This is a genomic window from Bacillus sp. 205(2023), assembly GCF_037027485.1.
GTDB classification, from domain to species: Bacteria; Bacillota; Bacilli; order Bacillales; family Bacillaceae; genus Bacillus; species Bacillus halotolerans.
Genome location: NZ_JAXCHF010000002.1, coordinates 163,362 through 180,221 on the forward strand (window position 1 = coordinate 163,362; position 16,860 = coordinate 180,221).

At 45.1% G+C, this 16,860-nt stretch carries 15 protein-coding genes and 1 pseudogene; 4 read left to right on the forward strand and 12 right to left on the reverse strand.

The window, feature by feature from the left end; all coding sequences use genetic code 11:
• Window positions 1–36: 36 nt before the first annotated feature.
• Both cysL and pta read right to left on the reverse strand, forming a co-directional pair.
• Window positions 37–936, reverse strand: coding sequence for a cysJI operon transcriptional regulator CysL (gene cysL, locus WA325_RS08345; protein WP_105954422.1), 900 nt, complete (start codon window positions 934–936; stop codon window positions 37–39).
• Window positions 937–1,065: 129 nt separating this feature from the next.
• On the reverse strand, window positions 1,066–2,037 hold the full coding sequence (pta, locus tag WA325_RS08350) for a phosphate acetyltransferase (protein WP_024123241.1): 972 nt from the start codon (window positions 2,035–2,037) through the stop codon (window positions 1,066–1,068).
• A 269-nt stretch (window positions 2,038–2,306) separates the two neighbouring features.
• Between pta and hemQ the strand changes: the two genes are divergently transcribed.
• Both hemQ and WA325_RS08360 read left to right on the forward strand, forming a co-directional pair.
• Window positions 2,307–3,071 carry a hydrogen peroxide-dependent heme synthase gene (gene hemQ / locus WA325_RS08355; RefSeq protein WP_003235942.1) on the forward strand — a complete coding sequence of 255 codons (765 nt, stop codon included), beginning with the start codon at window positions 2,307–2,309 and terminating at the stop codon, window positions 3,069–3,071.
• 132 nt (window positions 3,072–3,203) lie between these two features.
• The gene (locus WA325_RS08360; protein ID WP_105990780.1) at window positions 3,204–3,980 is read left to right on the forward strand and encodes an SDR family oxidoreductase; all 777 of its coding nucleotides are present in this window, start codon (window positions 3,204–3,206) and stop codon (window positions 3,978–3,980) included.
• A 14-nt stretch (window positions 3,981–3,994) separates the two neighbouring features.
• On the opposite strand, the gene WA325_RS08365 is transcribed toward WA325_RS08360, so the two are convergent.
• The 7 genes from WA325_RS08365 to WA325_RS08395 all read right to left on the reverse strand — a co-directional run bounded on the left by WA325_RS08365 (window position 3,995) and on the right by WA325_RS08395 (window position 11,290).
• Entirely contained in the window at window positions 3,995–5,194 is a 1,200-nt protein-coding gene (locus WA325_RS08365) for a pyridoxal phosphate-dependent aminotransferase (RefSeq protein WP_105954424.1), read from the reverse strand.
• A gap of 12 nt (window positions 5,195–5,206) precedes the next feature.
• On the reverse strand, window positions 5,207–6,388 hold the full coding sequence (gene bacE, locus WA325_RS08370; RefSeq protein WP_336183450.1) for a bacilysin exporter BacE: 1,182 nt from the start codon (window positions 6,386–6,388) through the stop codon (window positions 5,207–5,209).
• Window positions 6,385–7,803, reverse strand: coding sequence for an ATP-grasp domain-containing protein (locus WA325_RS08375; protein WP_326049870.1), 1,419 nt, complete (start codon window positions 7,801–7,803; stop codon window positions 6,385–6,387). The genes bacE and WA325_RS08375 overlap by 4 nt, the downstream gene beginning before the upstream one ends.
• A gap of 22 nt (window positions 7,804–7,825) precedes the next feature.
• Window positions 7,826–8,587 carry a dihydroanticapsin 7-dehydrogenase gene (bacC, locus tag WA325_RS08380; RefSeq protein WP_142391716.1) on the reverse strand — a complete coding sequence of 254 codons (762 nt, stop codon included), beginning with the start codon at window positions 8,585–8,587 and terminating at the stop codon, window positions 7,826–7,828.
• Window positions 8,584–9,297 carry a cupin domain-containing protein gene (locus tag WA325_RS08385; RefSeq protein WP_105954427.1) on the reverse strand — a complete coding sequence of 238 codons (714 nt, stop codon included), beginning with the start codon at window positions 9,295–9,297 and terminating at the stop codon, window positions 8,584–8,586. Before WA325_RS08385 ends, bacC begins: the two co-directional genes overlap by 4 nt.
• Window positions 9,287–9,901, reverse strand: coding sequence for a bacilysin biosynthesis protein BacA (locus tag WA325_RS08390; RefSeq protein WP_105954428.1), 615 nt, complete (start codon window positions 9,899–9,901; stop codon window positions 9,287–9,289). The genes WA325_RS08385 and WA325_RS08390 overlap by 11 nt, the downstream gene beginning before the upstream one ends.
• Window positions 9,902–10,051: 150 nt before the next feature.
• Window positions 10,052–11,290, reverse strand: coding sequence for an MFS transporter (locus tag WA325_RS08395; RefSeq protein WP_105954429.1), 1,239 nt, complete (start codon window positions 11,288–11,290; stop codon window positions 10,052–10,054).
• A 239-nt stretch (window positions 11,291–11,529) separates the two neighbouring features.
• Here WA325_RS08395 and WA325_RS21450 point away from each other — a divergent pair.
• Window positions 11,530–11,793: pseudogene (locus WA325_RS21450) on the forward strand (MFS transporter); the annotation flags it as partial.
• Window positions 11,794–11,812: 19 nt separating this feature from the next.
• Entirely contained in the window at window positions 11,813–11,938 is a 126-nt protein-coding gene (locus WA325_RS21455; protein ID WP_277988430.1) for a hypothetical protein, read from the forward strand.
• 31 nt (window positions 11,939–11,969) lie between these two features.
• On the opposite strand, the gene WA325_RS08405 is transcribed toward WA325_RS21455, so the two are convergent.
• The 3 genes from WA325_RS08405 to pruA form a co-directional block, all read right to left on the reverse strand.
• Window positions 11,970–13,382, reverse strand: coding sequence for an amino acid permease (locus WA325_RS08405; RefSeq protein WP_202852784.1), 1,413 nt, complete (start codon window positions 13,380–13,382; stop codon window positions 11,970–11,972).
• Window positions 13,382–15,082, reverse strand: a complete 1,701-nt coding sequence (locus tag WA325_RS08410; RefSeq protein ID WP_336183451.1) for a M20 family metallopeptidase — start codon at window positions 15,080–15,082, stop codon at window positions 13,382–13,384. Before WA325_RS08410 ends, WA325_RS08405 begins: the two co-directional genes overlap by 1 nt.
• Window positions 15,083–15,153: 71 nt before the next feature.
• Window positions 15,154–16,701, reverse strand: a complete 1,548-nt coding sequence (gene pruA, locus WA325_RS08415) for an L-glutamate gamma-semialdehyde dehydrogenase (protein WP_336183452.1) — start codon at window positions 16,699–16,701, stop codon at window positions 15,154–15,156.
• Window positions 16,702–16,860 lie beyond the last annotated feature (159 nt).

Here is a 16,860-nt window from a genome sequence, read left to right on the forward strand (position 1 = left end):
CCTTTCATGTTAGGCTTATGAACGAAAACTATTATATCATTTCAGCCGTGATGATTGAAAATTGCTTTTCAGCATCGTAATGAAAATTTCTTTATTTTTTGTATTCTCCATGAGAGGAGAATGAATATAAGACAGCTTGCGCTTTAATGAGAAATCTTTAATGTAGAGAATTGAAATGTCACGGTGGATCAAATCCTTATGCAGCACGCTTCTTGATAAGACCGATAAACCCATACCGCTGATCACCGCTTCTTTTACACCTTGATTGCTGCTGATGGTGAACATCGACTTCGGCCGCAGTCCGTTCGAGCTGAGCACATGATCGAGATATTCCCTTGTGCCGGAGCCTTTTTCCCTTGTCACCCACGCTTCATTTTGCAAATCGCTGATTGAAATGTCTCTTTTTCCGGCAAGCGGATGCTGGTTCGGCGCTGCGATGCACATTTCATCCTCCATGAACGGTTCAATTTCCAGTTCATTCTCGTCCGTATGTCCTTCAATCAGCCCGATATCAGCCTGAAGCATTCGGACACGTTCGCTTACCTCCTTTGTATTGCCAATCATGACGTCCAGATTCAGCTCAGGATACAGCTTTTGCAGCTGGGCAAGAAGCGGCGGAAGAATATACTCTCCGATTGTAAAACTGGCGGCTATTTTCAATTCACCTTTTACATAATGATGGTGCGCGTAAATTTCAGCCTTGGCCTGCTCGTAGAGAAATACCATTTGCTTTGCCCTTTGATACAAAATGTCCCCTGTCGGTGTTGTCGTAAAATGCTTCGGCGACCGATTCAGCAGAGCCGTTTGAAATTCTTTTTCAAGATTTTTAATATGCAGACTGACGCTGGGCTGGGAAATCATCAGCTTTTCTGCTGCTTTTGTGAAATTTTTTTCTTCCACCACTGCGATAAAGGTTTTCAGCACGTCGTAATACAAAGGCCCCACCCCTGTCATGAATAAGATTTATAATGATGATCAGTTTTCTTTATTTTACTCATATCATCTGTTCTGGTAAAGAAGGCGCAAAAAAAGCAGCCCTCTGCGAGAGAGCTGCCATCGCTTTTCTTACAGTGCTTGTGCCGCTGTAATTAATGCAAGATTGTAAACATCTTCAGCGTTACAACCTCTTGAAAGATCGTTAACAGGCATATTTAAGCCTTGCAGGATTGGTCCTACAGCTTCAAAGTTGCCTAAACGCTGAGCAATTTTGTAGCCGATGTTTCCTGCTTCCAAGCTTGGGAATACGAATACGTTCGCGTCTCCTTTGATCTCGGAATCCGGCGCTTTTTTCTCAGCTACAGATGGAACGAATGCAGCGTCAAATTGGAATTCGCCGTCAAGCGTTAATTCAGGCGCTTTTTCTTTCGCGATTTTCACAGCATCCGCTACTTTTTCTGTTTCATCAGATTTTGCTGAACCTTTTGTAGAGAAGCTGAGCATTGCTACGCGAGGATCAATGTCGAACATTTTTGCCGTATTGGCGCTTTCGATCGCGATTTCTGCAAGATCTTGGCTGTCTGGTGCAATGTTGATCGCGCAATCTGCGAATACGTACTGCTCATCGCCGCGTGCCATGATGAAGACGCCTGAAGTCTTTTTCACGCCTTCTTTTGTTTTGATGATTTGAAGAGCCGGACGGACAGTGTCAGCGGTTGAATGAGCCGCTCCGCTCACAAGACCCGCTGCAAGGCCTTTGTACACAAGCATTGTGCCGAAGTAGTTCTCGTCTAAGAGCGCTTTTCGAGCCTGTTCTTCTGTTGCTTTGCCTTTGCGGCGTTCCACGAATGCCTGTACAAGATCTTCCATGCCTTCATATGTATGAGGATCATAAATATCAACGCCGTCAAGCGTCACATTCAGTTCTTTTGCTTTTGCTTGGATCTCATTTTCATTGCCGATCACAATCGGATTCAGCACTTTATTGTCTGCAAGCTTGCTGACCGCAACTAAAATACGTTCGTCCAAGCCTTCAGGGAATACAATTTTAACGCCTTTTCCAGCTACTTTTTCTTGCACTGTTGAAAATAAATCTGCCACAATAAACCCTCCTCAAAAAGTTACAAAAACGCTTTCTTTTACTAGCATACTCTTCTTCCAGTCAAATTCAAACAGCCAACTTTTATTATAGCGCTTTCATCGAAAAATCTTATTTTTCTAACTAATTTAAACAACTGATTCTTTCCTTATATGTTCTCTTATTTTTGAGGAGATATACGAATCGGATGTTCAAGGTTTCTCCACAGTAGAATCGGATAAACTATGATATAGTGAAGGCATTAACGAAAAGATAACAGGAGTGAAGATAAATGAGTGAACAGCAAATGACAAATGAAGCGGCTAAAACGCTGGACGGCTGGTATGCGCTTCATGATTTCCGCACAATGGACTGGACTTCCTGGAAGCTGCTGTCCAGTGACGAGCGCCAGTCTATCATTCATGAATTTACAGGATTGCTTGAAAAATGGGGAGTCGCCCAAAAAGAAGGGAAAGGCTCGCAAACCCTTTACAGCATCGTTGGCCAAAAAGCTGATTTTATGCTGATGATTCTTCGCCCTACAATGGAAGAATTAAATGAAATTGAGCTCGAATTCAACAAATCAAGACTTGCTGAGTTCACCATTCCGGCTTACTCCTACGTGTCAGTTGTTGAACTGAGCAACTATTTAGCGAGCGGCGACGGCGACCCGTATGAAAATCCGCATGTACGTGCGCGCCTTTACCCTGAACTGCCGGAATCAAAATATGTATGCTTCTATCCAATGGATAAAAGAAGATCCGGCAATGACAACTGGTACATGCTTTCTATGGAAGAACGAAGAAACTTGATGAGAAGCCACGGCTTAATCGGACGCAGCTATGCTGGCAAAGTGAAACAGATCATCACAGGTTCAGTCGGCTTTGACGATTACGAATGGGGCGTTACGCTGTTCAGTGATGATGTGCTTCAATTCAAAAAGCTTGTATATGAAATGCGTTTTGACGAAGTCAGCGCGCGCTACGGCGAATTTGGCTCGTTCTTTGTGGGCAACCGCCTTTCGCTTGATACACTTCCTCAATTCCTATATGTATAATTTCTCCTCCCGCCGCAGCTGGCGGGAGTTTTTCGATTCCTCTTTGTCAGAATTTAAATAAAATTTGCTATTTTCTCCGTTTTTTTTTACGATGTAGATAATAATCCAATTTTTTCAAAGGGGTGCAGTTATTTGTCAAAACGAACCGCATTTATTATGGGAGCCAGTCAAGGGATCGGAAAAGCAATTGCTCTGAAATTAGCAGACCAGCATACCGTCGTCATCAATTCGCGAGTCTTGGACAATATTGAGCCTGTCAAAGAAGACATTTTGGCCAAGCATCCTGAAGCGAGTGTCATTGTCCTTGCGGGTGATATGTCTGACCAGCAAACGAGAGAGGAGATTTTTAAAGAAATCGAATCTCAATGCGGACGGCTTGATGTTCTGATTAACAATATCCCGGGCGGCGCGCCTGACACATTTGATAACTGTAATATAGAGGATATGACGGCCACGTTTACACAGAAAACTGTTGCCTATATTGACGCTATCAAGCGTGCCGCCTCTCTGATGAAACAAAACGAGTTTGGCAGAATCATCAACATTGTCGGAAATCTGTGGAAAGAACCCGGCGCCAATATGTTTACAAACAGCATGATGAATGCCGCTTTAATTAACGCCAGTAAAAATATTTCCATCCAGCTTGCTCCTCACAACATTACTGTCAACTGCCTGAATCCTGGTTTTATCGCTACAGACCGTTACCATCAATTTGTGAAGAATGTGATGGAAAAGAACAGCATATCCAAACAAGAAGCCGTAGCACAGATTGCTTCTGGCATCCCGATGAAACGGGTCGGATCAGCCGAAGAAACCGCAGCGCTCGCCGCGTTTCTCGCTTCCGAGGAAGCCTCCTATATCACCGGTCAGCAAATTTCCGCTGATGGCGGCAGCATGAAAAGCATATAAAAAAATCCCGCTTTTTAGCGGGATACTTCTTCTAATGAAGCAAACGGCAGGTTCAGCTTTTGAATCCTCATGACAAATTCCCGCAGATCCTCCTGCTTCGATACCATTGATATTCTGACATGACGTTTTCCGTTGCTGCCGAAAATCTCGCCCGGCGTTACGACAACATGGGCCTGCTCCAGCAGGTAGTCAGAGAATTGGTGAGAAGACTCAAACATTTTTGGAATTTCAGCCCATACATAAAATGTTCCTTTTGGTTTTTCTATCTTCCAGCCCAGTTCTTTTTCACAAAGCTCCGTAAAAAAGTCAATCCGTTCCGCATAGATGCGTTTCAAGCGATCTGTTTGTTCCGGATCTCCTGACAGCGCCGCACTGGCCGCCTGCTGCAGTCCGCCGAACATGCCGACAAAGACGTGATCCTGAAATTCATTGACCGCTTGAATGATCTTTTCATTTCCGACGGCAAACGCCATTCTCCAGCCGGCCATGTTAAATGTTTTTGAAAACGAATAAAGCTCCGCGCCCACAGTTTTTGAGTCCTCCGCCTGCAGGAAACTGGCCGGTTTTTTATCAAACTCAAATGCGCCGTACGCAAAGTCATGGATCAAATGAATCTGGTGCTCTTTTGCAAATGCGGCCGCTTTTGCATAAAAAGCCGCATCCGCCACAGCTCCCGTCGGGTTATTCGGATAGTTCAAAAACATCAGTTTCGCTTTTTGTAACACAGCGGGTTCTATTTTCTCAAAGTCAGGCAGATAGCCGTTTTCTGCGTGCAGCGGCATTTCGTGCAGCTCTGCTCTTGCCATTGTAATACCCGAAAGATATTCAGGATAGCCCGGGTTCGGGACCAAAGCGATATCTCCCGGATTGAGCAGGCATTGTGTCAAAACATACAAGCCTGCTTTTCCCCCGCCAAAGAGCGCCACTTCTGTTTCAGGATTGATTGTCACTCCGTATTCTCTTTTATAGAAAGCGGCAATCGCTTCCTTCAGAAAGGGATAGCCTCTGAATGGCCCATACCCGTGGAAAGAAGGGTTCACAGCCGCCTCCTGCAATGCCTGCACGATATGCGGCGGAGTAGGAAGGTCAGGGTTCCCCTGTCCAAGATTAATGACTTGCGCCCCCGTTTTTTCCATTTCTTTTACCTTTTGAAAAACGAGAGAAAATTCTTGCCTTGGAAGTGTCTTGATGACGTCGGACGGTGTTATTTCCATCTGAAAGACTCCTTATAAGTGAATTTGCTCAGTTTTTTTATCCCGTTCCAAAAAAGATTTGTTCACCAGCTTCGTATGCAAAAACAAACCGCTTACCATGATAACAATCAGCCCCATGATGACAGGAGCCTCTAACACGTTGATAAGCATGGAACCAATCGAAATGCACAAACCAATGGACGCTTCAGCCACCGAAAAAATACGCCCTTGAATCTGGTTCGCCGCGTTTTCCTGAACTTTAACCTTTGCAAGCACTTCCCCATATTCCATGGCGATGAAAAAGAGAATGGCAGCAATGACAGATACAGCGAAAATGGGCGTGAATAAAAACAGCGCCAGCGAGACGATTGATAAAATGGTAAAGTACATCAAGCCTTTATTGTTGTTAAAGCCCCACTTGCTGACAAGCGCCGCTCCGATGAAACCGCCGAAGCCGATACAGAAGGTAAGGATAAAGTTGCCGATCTCCCCGTCACCCAAAAAGCGGCTGACAATCGGAAAATAGCTGTACACGATCCCCCAAAGCATTGCCATCGTAATCATCGTAAACATGGCGTTTAACACGAATGAATTGGTTTTGATTTCCTTCAGCCCTTCTTTAAAAGACTGAAAAGCTTCTTTTATATTTTCAGACTGAATTGGGACAAATTGCAGCTTAATTGGCCTGATAAAAAACGCTGAAACCAGGTATGTCACACCGTTAAAGGCAACAGCCATCTCTACAGACCCGGCTAACAGGAATAACCCCCCGGCGGCCGCCCCGACAATGATAGAAATGGTCGTGGCTTTAGCGAATAAGGTATTGATATTTTTAATATCTGATTCCAGAGAAGACATGACCGCGAGACGCGCCGGATTAAAAAATACGCCGCTCCCGTAAGAGACAAACAGCAGGGCAAGAAAAATCAGCGGATACTCGCCTTTCGGGAGAAAGGTGAGCCCCAAAAAGATGATGCCCCTGATGATATCCGTCCACAGCATAATTTTAATCCTGTCCAATCGGTCAACGAGCACTCCTAAAAATGGCTGAAACACCATCGGAATGCTTCTGACCGCGATGACTCCCGACGTCACCCAATAATCGTGATAATATGTAGACAAAATGAGCAGGGCCGGGAGAACACAATAGTCTCCCATAAACGAAAGCGCCTGCCCGTAAAGCAAGTATTTAGAATTTGGCTTTAACTGTTTCATACCGGCAGCACATACTTCGCAGTCAGCTTTGCATGCTGCTGGATGTGTTTAATTGAATCGGCTACATCCTGTGAATTGCTGCCTTTCAGTTCAAATGCGGCAATGGAATTGAAGGCTTCAAACAGGCGCAAATCAACAGACGTACCTGGTGCCGCAGCCGAGAAAGAAACAAGTTCCGTATCTCCCTTCAGCAGCCCGTCCGGAATGTTGATGGATTCAACGATCATATCCTCCGCCGCTTCAGGAAGCTGCCCGTTTTGTTTGAAATGCTCCGGGTACAAATGACAGTCGGCGATATAGCAAGGTTCTTGCTCCAGCAATCCATCCGGAAGATCGGCGTCTTTTCCGAAACAGAGAACATCCAGCAATAATTGCGCCATGTCGACGCCGAAGACCTTTTTAATATTCGGAATCATATTCCATCCGGCGAACCTGGCCGCAGACTCTATTAAACCGGCTTCTCTATTTTTCATTAACTTGATTTCTGTATGTGTCGCGCAGTTTTCCAGCCCAAGCCCTTCATTTGCTTTTTTGGCCGCTTCAATAATGATCTTTTTCGCTTCATCATCCAAGATGGACGGCGTGATATGCGATGTTTCCGTAAATCCGATTTGCGGTGTTTTGTCATGAATCGCGACTGGAAAATATTCTCCGTCCGCCATGATCCCTTCTATGCTGATATAGTCGGAGTATCCCTCGGTTTGATACCAGTCCGGGTATTCTCCCTGTAAAAATTCCTCCGCAATAAACGGGGCTTCAAACGTAACCGCCTTCGGCACATTAATGGATTTCAGGTAGTCATTGACTTTGTTAAACTCGGCTTCTGCTGTTTTGGTGTCCGTAATCAGCGTCACGCCGATTGAACTCGCCAAATATGTCGGTTTTAAGATGAGCGGCGTGCCGATCTCTTTCAGCGCGGCGCGGAAATCTTCAAGGGTTGTGACGCGTTTGTTTTTGATTGTTTTGACCCCGGCTTTATTAAACGCTGACCTCATTTTATTTTTATCTCTGGCATTTTCGGCAGCTTGTACACCCGCTCCTCTTAAGCCGAGACGTTTACAGGCTTTCGCCATCGGAGCGATGAATAATTCATTGTTTGTTGTGATGGCTTCCGCTCCAAACATTTCGGCAACCTTGACGATTTGCTCGACTACCTCTTCTTCGGGTTTGTCATGATCCTCATGCGCCCAGTAAATGGAATCGGGATGCTCGAAATCTGTGATACTCTGAAAATAATCTTTATCCTTTATGACCGCGACCGAGTATTTTTCAATAAGTGCCGCATGGGAAGCTGTAATGGCAAATGGTCTCGGAATAAAGCTGACCAGGTTATATTTTTCAGCAGCGCTTTGATAAAACATATGCGGCGGGCAGCCTCCAAGATCAGCGATAACCAAAACTGTTTTTCTCTCCATATGTAAAACACTCCTTCTCTCTCTATTGTGCGGTATATCCTCCGTCTGCGGTGATGGCGCTTCCGGTCATGTAGCTTGATAAATCAGAGGCTAAAAACAGCATAACGTTTGCTATTTCTTCAGGTTTTCCGAGTTTTAGCATCGGATTCACCTTCGCCTTTTCTTTCTTGATTTCTTCAAGTGTGCCTTCGTTATTTTCCATAAAGGATTTCTCATTTAATGGCGTATCAATAATCCCCGGACATACACAATTAACGCGGATTTGATGTTTGGCGTAATCAACAGCCATTGACCTTGTCAGCTGCAACACGCCGCCTTTGCTGGCGTTATATGCCGGGATATCAGGCCATGCCACGACTCCGCCGACAGAGCACGTATTAATGATATTGCCCTTGCCGGCAGCCAGCATATGCTTGAGTGCGTGCTTGCTCATTAAAAACATGCCCGTCAGATTGACTTGGAGCACCTTATTCCAATCGCTCAGCTCCATCTCATGAATAGGCGCCACGATTTCGATCCCCGCATTATTAATTAAAATATCTAATCCTCCGAATGTATCGATTGCCGATTGAACAGCGTGCTGGCAGGCCGCTTCGTCTGTTATATCTGTTTGCACAAAGTGCAGCCGGTCATTATTTTCTTGCCGGACCATGACTTCTCCCTGTGCTGCATCAATATCCGCCACAACCACATTTGCCTGCTGGTTCAAAAAAGCTTGAACCGCGGCATAGCCGATGCCTGATGCCCCTCCTGTTATGAGGACGGTTTTATCGGTGAGGTTCATGATGATTCATCCGCCTTTATCTTTTTCGTTTTTGCTCTGTTGTAGCGCGGCGGAAAGAAGATGTTAATGGATTGAGATTCTTTTTCAGAACGGTTGATGGCACCGTGGTCTTCACGAGGTTCACAGAAATAGGCGGTGCCGAATGTCATATCCACTGTGCAGCCTTCAACGGTCATATCATATCCGCCGCCGATGCAGATGCCGATTTGTTCATTGCGATGTTTATGGAAAGGCATTTCGCCGCCGTTTCCAGGAATCTTGGCCAGCATAATTTCTATCCAATCCTCAACAAAGAACGTGACTTCCATGCCAGGCAATAAATCTCTCGTTTTGAAAATATTCAAAAAGTAGTCTTCAGGACTTGTATACGTTTCATCAGCTTTATACCGTTTAATATCAATGGCAATGACTTCTTGGTCTGTTTCATTTCTTGCTCCGTGAGGCACATGCGGCGGCGCGATATATGCTGATTCCAAGGCTGTCATTTTTTTTGTGACGTTTCCGACAGTCATGGACAGCTCGCCTGAAACGACCATGCCGATTTGGACTTCCTTGTGGTGATGCGGTTCAACGTTAGTATGCGGGGGAACGTAAGACATTAGCACTTCAGTATCGCCGCGGACGGTGGAATACTGTCTTACTCCGTTCTCCCACTCTATTAATTTTGGTGTCGGGAAATAAATCTCCTTCACATCTTGTTCAGTTTTCATAATCAACGTCTCCTTTTCCGAATAATGACCAGCTCATAGGAATGCTTTTAAATGTCTTAACAAATTTGAGCCCGTATTTTTGTCTTGCCAGTTCATTGGTTAAAGCAATGTCAGAAAGACCTTCTTGTACTTTTTTTGCTGCGGCGCTGGTTGAGTTGACCAGCTCGAACCTGACGTCTTTGCGGGTAAAATATTTAATTAAATTGATAGGTGATGGGTGTGAAACAATAATAGATGTGTCAAGCATGTCGTCGCTGAATGTGAAATCAGGACGGACAGCCAGGCCGTACATCGGTGTATCGCACCTGAAGATTTGCAAAAGCTGCAAATCCGGCCTCATGTAGAAATGTTTAATGCCGTCATAAGCATGTGGAACGATGGTGTATTCAAGCGGGCTTTGAAGAGTCCTTTCGATGCATGATTCAAATGTATCATGCAAAGATAATTTACTGTTTAGCCCTTGGAGAAGAGTAAAATTAGAGATGAAATGTTTTGCTGCGTACTCACTGCTTGTCCCTTCTGGGCCGAGCGTGTTGACTGTAATCAGTTTTGATATTGAATAAGCTTTGTTTTTTGTCTGAATGCTATTATCCAATATAATCATGAGCACCAACCAATCTTTTAAATTTTAAGTAAATTTTATCCAGCGGCAATCGAACTGTCAACATTTTTTGAAAATACTGATAATTATTCCCATACAAACAGAAAAACCCTTAAGAAAGGGTTTTTTGTTATAGGAATTTAGAAACTTTGTTTATTGGGATAAGGAATGATCTGCTTTCTGCTCATGCTTTCCGTACTTTTTATATGCGAATACACTGAGCACAAAACCGAGCACTGTAATGATGGCGCAAATCAATCCGACAGCTGCATACCCGTATCCCACATATACAGGTCCCATCAAAGCAGAACCTAATGTCACAGCCAAATTTGAGGCAAGGCTGTAAAACGCCATAATTTTCCCGCGATGACGCTCTGAGCAATCACTCAAAATGGTGCTGAGCAGCGTCACCGTCAAGCTTTGCATTAACCCCCAGATGAATAGACTGATGATTAGCAGAGGCATTGATGCGGGCGCATACGCGATACAAGCCAGCAGAACGCTGATGACCGCCAGCGCAATGATCAGGGAGCGCATTTTTCCAATGCGGTCGGCAATCTTACCTGTAAAGACACTCATGGAAAACCCGATGCCATAAATCATAATAAATAAGCCGGCAGCCGTATTGCCTCCGGTAAAAACGTCCTGTAGGTAAGAGCCTAAAAACGAATACATACCGTAAAAACCAATCATATTGCACAAAGTGATTATGATATAAACGGGAACACGCGGCACTTTAAGCGCGTCTCGAAATGTCCCCGCCGGCTCGTCTTTTTCCTCCTGGACGGCGTTTTTATTATCGTTATGGCGGCGCATTTCAAATAGGACGAGCAAAACAACAAGTGCACCCATCAAGGCGAAAATCCAGAATGTCCATCTCCAATGTAAGACGCCGCCTATAAATGATCCGATCGGCACACCGAAAATCAGTGCAAGCGACCAGCTTGATACGATCAGACCCATCACTTTGCCCCGATATGTATACGGAACACGATCCCCGACAACTGCGTAAGCGGTCGGGACAAACGCACCTGCCGCCAACCCTGAAAGCGCACGGCCTAAAAAGAAGAAAAAGATATTTTGCGCCAAAGCGCATATCACGGTTCCTATAATAAAGATCACAAGTCCCAGCATTAAACTCAGTTCTCTCGAGTATTTATCCCCTAAAGGCACCAGCAGCGGGGCACCGATAAAGATCATGATCCCATATATACTGATAGATAGCGCAAGCACGCTGACATCTGAGTTGAAGGCATCTGCTAAATCAGGCAGCAGCGGTGAAATGACAAGCTCTTCAGATCCAGCCGCAAATACGCCCATTGTTAAAGCCAGCGCAAGAAATAGCGGAAAATGATGTTTTGATTTGATGTGATTGTTTTGTTTACTGTTCATTCTCCCTTAACACCTCTTCCGGAATCTTAAAATAAAGTTGAATTATAGTTTAGCATCCTTTATTTACAATTTACAATTCGAACGAAAATAATTTTCTTTTTATTATTTTCATTCAAATATGAATAAGGGATTTCTTGTTTCAAATTTAAAATAAAACAAAAACATATCTTGGGATATGCTATAGTAATGCATTTGTTAAGGCGGGTCAGGTGATGAATCAAGGTTATTCAACAGTTAGCCCGATTTCGGGAGGATTCATCCTTCCATTTGCTGACTGGTCAACTGTGTTTATCGTGCTGGCCGGGATCGGGTGTTTTTATTTTTGTCACGGTTCTGACCGCATTGCCTGAATCACTGCCTGAAAGCTGACCACATTTCGGCACTTGCTTGGCGGCCGGGCGTTTATGGGTTTTGCCTTCAGCCAGGCCTTTATCGGGACCGGCATGTTTGCGTATATTTCCAGTTCGCCGTTTGTCCTGCAAAACATATACGGTGTGTCGGCTTAGATGTTCAGCATGCCGTTTGCCATCAACGGCGCTCGCCGGTGTAGCCGGGGAAGAAAACGCGTGGCCGATGGCGTTGAGTATATTCGGCTTTGATGCGCTCGCGATATTGTCCTATGTGTTTCTTGTCAGACGTAACGCGTAAAAAAGCTCTCCGGTCTCCCGGAGAGCTTTTTCTATTGCGCTTCTGTTTGCTCTTTTTTCAGCGGTTCATTTTGTAAGCGCTTCTTGATGCTCAGATGATAGTACGCATAGCAGAAAATAATGATTGGTACACCGCAGTACAAGCCGATTCTTTGATCTGGGATGAATATAAGGCTTATCAATACGCATCCGTATAATACAAACCCAAGAATCGGCACCAACGGATAAAGAGGGGTTCTGAATTCCAGGTCGTTCACGTTCCCGCCTTCAGCGAGGAACCGCCTGCGAAAGAAAAATTGCGAGGCGCAAATGGACATCCACGCGACAACTGTCACCATACCCGAGATTGATATGCACCATAAATACACGGTTTCTGCAGCCATGACGCTAGTCAGCAGCGAACAGCCGGAAATCCCAATCGTAACCAGCAGGGCATTGATCGGCACCCCTTTTTTGGTCAGTCTCGTTAAAAGGGCGGGGCCCATTTTGTTTGTTGAAAGCGACCACATCATACGTGAGGCTGCATATAAACCAGAATTGGCAACAGATAAAATCGCCGTTAATATGACAAAGTTCATCACATCAGCCGCAAATGGGATGCCGATTTGATCAAGCACCGCTACAAACGGACTCTCAATCACCCCAGCCGTTTCATACGGAAGAATGGCAACCAAGACGAACATAGCCAGCACAAAGAAAAACAGCGTTCGCCAGATGACATTTCGAATGGACTTTGGCAGTGTCTTTTCCGGACTTTCACTCTCCCCTGCCGCAATTCCGACCAGCTCCGTCCCCTGAAATGAGAAATTGACCATAACCAGCGTAAACATAACAGCCAGCACGCCATTTGGAAACAGTCCTTTATCAGTCATGAAATGAGATAGAAAAGGCGTTTCCTGACCGCCTTTAAAATCAATCAAGCCAAACACGGCGCACCCGCCGATCACGATAAATAATATGATCGCTGTCACTTTGATGCTCGAAAACCAAAATTCCATTTCTGCAAAGCTTCGGACAGACAGCGCATTAATCAAAAAGATGATGACACCGAAAACGAGACACCATATCCAGATCGGCACGGAGGGCAGCCATCTTTGCATCAAAATGCCCGCTGACGTTAGCTCCAAGCCGACTGTATTCGCCCAGCTGAACCAATACAGCCAGCCAATCATAAAGCCTGTCGACGGCCCCAAAAACTTTGTGGCGTAGGCTTGAAACGATCCGGCCACCGGCATGGCGACAGCCAGCTCCCCTAAACAAAGCATGACCAGATACATTAAAAATCCGCCAATCATATAGGCAACAATGGCTCCGAGAGGACCCGCCTGGCTGATCGTAAAGCCGGAACCTAAAAACAGACCGGTGCCGATGACGCCGCCCAAGGCAATCATAAACAAATGCCGGCTTTTCATACTGCGCTGCAATTCATTTTTATGATCCTGCATCATCCTTCTCCCTTCGGCTCTTTTGTGCTGATATTCATCCGATAGCTTTGCAAAAGGTGAACAGTGGTCTGCTGTATCAGATCAGGCAATACATGAAATGTGTACGGCTTGTATACTCTTTCAGTCCATTTATGTCCGTCTTTTCCGTATACACCCATGTTAATGGAAGGAATGTTCAGTTTCCGTATGTCTTTAAACGGAATGGTTCCAATCATCTCCCATCCCGGGAAGTTTCTGATAAAGGAATCAATTTCGTCATCGGTTTCATGCAGCGATAAAAAGCTGCCGTCTGCCAAGTAAGGGAAAAACTTTTTGAAAACAAAGGTTTCGCCTGTCGTTTCGGCGATTTTGTCCACCGCTTCTTTGATCACATGCTGCAATAGCTGGTCTCTTGTGCTTTCTTCTTTTAAATAGTTATGCGGTAAATAAGGAGGAGCATAAAACAGAATGACTTTTGCGCCCTGATCGGGATCAAGCTTTTGGAGTTCTTCAATTGCATGAAAACATCTCATGCGCAGTTCAAGGTGCTCATTGGCTTTGAATGCTTGCTCTATACACTGCTCAGGATCAACGCCGCGGCTTCTTAGCTTTTCCATGTATTGATCCAGACTGAAGACTTGAATATCCCAAGACAAATGTCTCTTCGGAAGATTTGTTCGCTTCAGATATTCTTCATAATACTCTGATAATTTTCGTTCTGTGTTCCGGCACGCCTCCTCAGCGACTTGGGTAAGCTGGTCCATGACTTCCTTTGCTGTTTTTTCATAGATAAAATAATTGAAATACAAATAGCTGCTGACGGCGGTTTGGACGTTATAGGATTCTTTGTTATCACGCTGGTACAAGCAGGATGGGGGCAGAACCAATTCGCCTTCAATCTTTTCTGCTAAATGAATATTGTTGTGGATGCGTCTTGTGATTTCAGAAGAAATGAGATTTGGATCGATGCCCGCAAGCGTGTCTCCGACATGCACTTCCCGGCCGGATATATAAAAGCAAGGCAGCAGCTTTCCCGCGGCTCCGGTATAGATATATCTTGTTGAATCACCATCGTACAGCGGCGTAATAAAATCGGTATTAATGGCAGCCAAATACTGAATCTGTTTCTCCTTTTTTAATCGGTTCAGCTCAGAAATACTGGCGAGAATACCGGCATGCTGACTTTCTTCATCCGGGTTTGCCATAAATAATAGATTTCCCGGCAATGCTTTGGGGTTCTCTGAAAAGTGCAGGAGATTGGACAAATGCACCGCGATGCCGCTTTGCATGTCGACAGAGCCTCTGCCGAACATCCACTCACCCGACTTGGCGTCCCGCTGAACGTCTTCATCAAAGTCATAGTTGGAGAAATACTCAGCCAATTTTCCAGAATCAAAAGCGATATCCTTAAGCGGGCCGAAATCTTCAATTCCCACCGTATCCAAGTGGGCGTGATAAATGACAGTATTCCGGCTTTCCCCGCTGCCTTCCACAAACGCAAAAATATTTTTCCGGTTGTACGGGTCATTAGGAATAGCCTGTTCCCATACATGGCAAGGATGTTCCTGAAAGTAAGGATAGCTCATGATGACTTCTTTGATAAAATCTGCTTTCGTCCCTTCGCCGATGGTGCCGTTTACACTGCTGAGGCTGACCAAAGACTTTGTCAGTGTCTCAACCCGTTCTGCCGGCGGCATGTGACTGATTTTTGTATAGAGCATACATCATCCCCCTCATCCAAACATGTAAATAGTGCGATCTAAAAACAATCGCACTATTTCGGTTTTCTCAATTAATACGCTTCGGACGTTGTTTTCGCCTGCATATGAAGAATTAAATAATCCGGACCTCCTGCTTTTGAGTCTGTTCCGGACATATTAAACCCGCCGAATGGCTGATAGCCGACAATAGCTCCGGTACAGCCTCTGTTAAAGTATAAGTTTCCGACATGAAAATCCTCGCGAGCCCGTTCAATGTGCGCACGGTTTTTCGTCAGCAGAGCGCCTGTCAGTCCGTATTCTGTATTATTTGCAATCTCAAGCATATGGTCGAAATCACGCGCTTTGCAGATGGCAGCAACCGGACCGAAGATTTCTTCCTGCATGAGACGCGCATGTTCATCAACATCTGCAAAGATCGTCGGCTGAATAAAGTAGCCTTTTGAATCATCGCCTTCTCCGCCGGCCAAAAGCTTGCCTTCAGACTTGCCGATTTCAATATAGCTCATGACTTTATTGTAGGAAGCTTCATGAATCACAGGCCCCATATACGTATCAGGATCTTCCGGACTTCCGACTGTCAGCGTTTTGGTCAGCGCAACTGCTTTTTCTACGACTTCATCATAGACATCCTGATGAATCACTGCACGGGAACCCGCTGAACATTTTTGCCCTGAGTACCCGAATGCGGAGTAAACGATAGAAGAGGCAGCAAGATCCAAATCGGCATCTTTGTCGACAAGCACTGTGTCTTTCCCGCCCATTTCAGCAATCACTCGTTTCAGCCATTTTTGGCCCGGCTGCACTTTTGCGGCACGCTCATAAATCCGGCAGCCGACCGCACGGGAGCCTGTAAATGATACAAATCTTGTTTTAGGGTGTTCTACTAAGAAATCACCAATTTCCGCTCCGTCTCCCGGAATGTAATTGAGAACGCCGTTTGGCAAACCCGCTTCCTCCATTACCTCGACAAATTTAGCAGCCACTACTGGCGCAGCATCTGCCGGCTTCAACAGGATCGTATTCCCCGTGACAATCGCAGCCGCAGCAGTCCCTGCCATAATGGCAAGCGGGAAATTAAATGGCGAAATGACAATGCCGACGCCAAGCGCTTCATAATGATATTGATTGTACTCGCCTGCCCGGCTCTTTACAGGAGCCCCGTCCTTCAGTTTTAAGATTTGGCGCGCGTAGTATTCTAAAAAGTCTATTGCTTCCGCTGTGTCAGCATCTGCTTCCTTCCACGGTTTTCCCGCTTCCTTTACAAGATAGCTTGAAAATTCATGCTTTCTTCTGCGCAAAATGGCCGCAGCTTTAAAAAGAATATTCGCGCGGTGCTCCGGTCTTTGTTTTTTCCACGATTCAAATGCCTGTAACGCCGATTGCATCGCTTTTTCAGCAAGCTCTTGATTAGCCGTTGAGGCGTAGCCGATCACTTCTTCCTTATTGGCCGGATTAATCGAAACAATTTTACGATCCGTTTCGATCTTTTCTCCATTAATGACAAGCGGATAATGCTTGCCGAGCTGAGTATTTACAAAGTCCATTGATTCTTGAAAGGCTGTTTTATTCTTTGCTTCCTTAAAATCAGTGAATGGTTCGTGCGCATATGAAACGGTCATATGTAATCCCCCTCGTTATGTAATATGTCTTCCTACGAAATATAAAAGCAAGATTCGTACCAATATTTCGTCTTTTCACAAAAAAACTTGTAGAATCACAGAGAACTTTGTCAGAAATCTAAACATTTTTCCTTTTATGAATATAACGTGCAAAATCAC

Bases quoted from the DNA above. Each gene is read 5' to 3' on its own strand.
- hemQ (WP_003235942.1), top strand. From the start codon at position 2,307: ATGAGTGAACAGCAAATGACAAATGAAGCGGCTAAAACGCTGGACGGC.
- bacC (WP_142391716.1), bottom strand. From the start codon at position 8,587: ATGAACCTCACCGATAAAACCGTCCTCATAACAGGAGGGGCATCAGGC.
- pruA (WP_336183452.1), bottom strand. From the start codon at position 16,701: ATGACCGTTTCATATGCGCACGAACCATTCACTGATTTTAAGGAAGCA.
- bacE (WP_336183450.1), bottom strand. From the start codon at position 6,388: ATGAAACAGTTAAAGCCAAATTCTAAATACTTGCTTTACGGGCAGGCG.
- WA325_RS08405 (WP_202852784.1), bottom strand. From the start codon at position 13,382: ATGCAGGATCATAAAAATGAATTGCAGCGCAGTATGAAAAGCCGGCAT.
- WA325_RS08390 (WP_105954428.1), bottom strand. From the start codon at position 9,901: ATGATTATATTGGATAATAGCATTCAGACAAAAAACAAAGCTTATTCA.
- WA325_RS08385 (WP_105954427.1), bottom strand. From the start codon at position 9,297: ATGAAAACTGAACAAGATGTGAAGGAGATTTATTTCCCGACACCAAAA.
- WA325_RS08395 (WP_105954429.1), bottom strand. From the start codon at position 11,290: ATGAACAGTAAACAAAACAATCACATCAAATCAAAACATCATTTTCCG.
- WA325_RS08375 (WP_326049870.1), bottom strand. From the start codon at position 7,803: ATGGAGAGAAAAACAGTTTTGGTTATCGCTGATCTTGGAGGCTGCCCG.
- WA325_RS08410 (WP_336183451.1), bottom strand. From the start codon at position 15,082: ATGCTCTATACAAAAATCAGTCACATGCCGCCGGCAGAACGGGTTGAG.
- WA325_RS08365 (WP_105954424.1), bottom strand. From the start codon at position 5,194: ATGGAAATAACACCGTCCGACGTCATCAAGACACTTCCAAGGCAAGAA.